The organism is Endozoicomonas sp. YOMI1 (assembly GCF_024606345.1).
Classification (GTDB): Bacteria; Pseudomonadota; Gammaproteobacteria; order Pseudomonadales; family Endozoicomonadaceae; genus Endozoicomonas.
This window is the reverse complement of the sequence record NZ_JAHHPM010000170.1, coordinates 1-1,667: the sequence shown is the minus strand read 5'-3', so window position 1 is coordinate 1,667 and position 1,667 is coordinate 1. Positions and strand designations below refer to the sequence as shown.

Sequence of the window (1,667 nt, the reverse complement as noted above, 5' to 3'; positions counted from 1 at the left end):
CGACTTCGGCGGGCCTACCGCCATCTTTCCTACAGCTTCCACACATCAGGAGAATATCCTTCAGACTCCATTGGTGTGTGCGGCACACCGTTCTCACAGTCCCCCGTGGGAACGAGGGAGGTGTGTCGTATGGGTATTAGCGCTTTTCTGCACTATGAGGCATTGCATTGTTATCAGTGATTTTCTGAACCAGAGAGTTCTGTGAGCACTGTCTTTTAGCAATCACTCCCCTGCAAGCTTCATACTGCTGATCAGAATTGAACCGGTCTGGATATTCCCACGCCTATCCACATCACTACCCACAGCAACAATATTCCGGTAAATATCTTTCAGGTTGCCAGCAATAGTCACTTCTGACACCGGGAACTGAATTTCGCCATTATCGACCCAGAAGCCACCGGCACCACGGGAATAATCACCGGTTACGGTATTGACCCCCTGTCCCATTAGCTCGGTAACCAGCAGCCCGGTTCCCATCTGTTTCAGCAGCGCATCAAGATCACCCGCATTGCTTTGCACAAACAGGTTGTAAACACCACCGGCGTTGGCGGTACTGTCCATCCCCAGCTTGCGGGCAGAATAGGTGCTTAAAATATAATGCTGCAGCACACCGTCCGTAATAAAGTCCTTGGCATAGGTTGCCAGCCCATCATTATCAAAGCTGGCAGATCCCAGCATGCTTTTCAGCAATGGCTGCTCATGGATACGCATCCATTTTGGGAATACCGGCTTGCCCAGGTGATCCAACAGGAAAGAGGCCTGTCGATAAAGGCTGCCACCACTGATCGCCCCGAGAAAATGGGAAATAAGACCTGAAGCCACCTCCGGTGCAAACAGTACAGGTACTTCGGCAGTACCAACTTTTCGGGCTCCCAGTCTGCGAACCGTGCGTTCTGCCGCTTTCTTACCAACAGCGATCGCTTTTTCCAGCTCGTTAGCATTACGGTTTACTGTGTACCAGTAATCCCGCTGCATCTCATCACCCTGCATGCCAATCAATACAGCACTCAGGCTGTGGCGACTGGAAACATAGCTGCCAATAAACCCATTGCTGTTGCCATAGACACGGCAACCCTGGTGGCTGGAGACACTGGCACCATCGGAATTAACAATTTTATTACTGAAAGAACGTCCGGCATCTTCACATTGCATGGCCAGATCAATCGCCTGCCCGGCATCAATTCCCCAAGGGTGATACAGGTCAAGATCCGGCAACGCATCACCGTCAGCCATTAACACTGAGTCAGCCAGCCCCGCATATGGGTCTTCGGAAGCGTAACGGGCAATATCGCAGGCGGCTTTTACCGTTTCACGGATCGCCTGTGGAGTACTGTCAGAGGTACTGGCAGACCCTTTTCGTTTACCCAGATAGACGGTGATACCCAGTCCCTGGTCACGGTTAAACTCAACCGTTTCAACGTCCCCCATACGGACGCTGGCCGACAGGCCGGCATCCATACTGATGCCCACCTCACAGGCATCCGCTCCCTGTCTGGCGGCCTCTGCCAGAATATCACTGGCCAGTGATTTCAGCCTGGTCTCTTCACTTCGTGGTTCCAGCACTGCATTGGAAGATTCGCCCATGATTGCACCTGATCTGTTTTGTTTATGCCTAGGAGGCTGTCCGAGAATAGCGCCCGTCTAGGCGACCCCGTAGCGAGGACGGC

At 52.7% G+C, this 1,667-nt stretch carries 2 protein-coding genes; one reads left to right on the top strand and one right to left on the bottom strand.

All coding sequences use genetic code 11. The features are described 5' to 3' along the window. Positions 1-180, top strand: a 180-nt coding sequence (locus KDK15_RS05905) for a hypothetical protein (protein WP_257294439.1), incomplete at its 5' end; no start/stop codon positions are given. A gap of 42 nt (positions 181-222) precedes the next feature. On the opposite strand, the gene pmbA is transcribed toward KDK15_RS05905, so the two are convergent. Further along, positions 223-1,584 (bottom strand): metalloprotease PmbA, encoded by a 1,362-nt coding sequence (gene pmbA, locus KDK15_RS05900; protein WP_257294438.1) that lies wholly within the window; start codon positions 1,582-1,584, stop codon positions 223-225. Between the last annotated feature and the right edge of the window lie 83 nt (positions 1,585-1,667).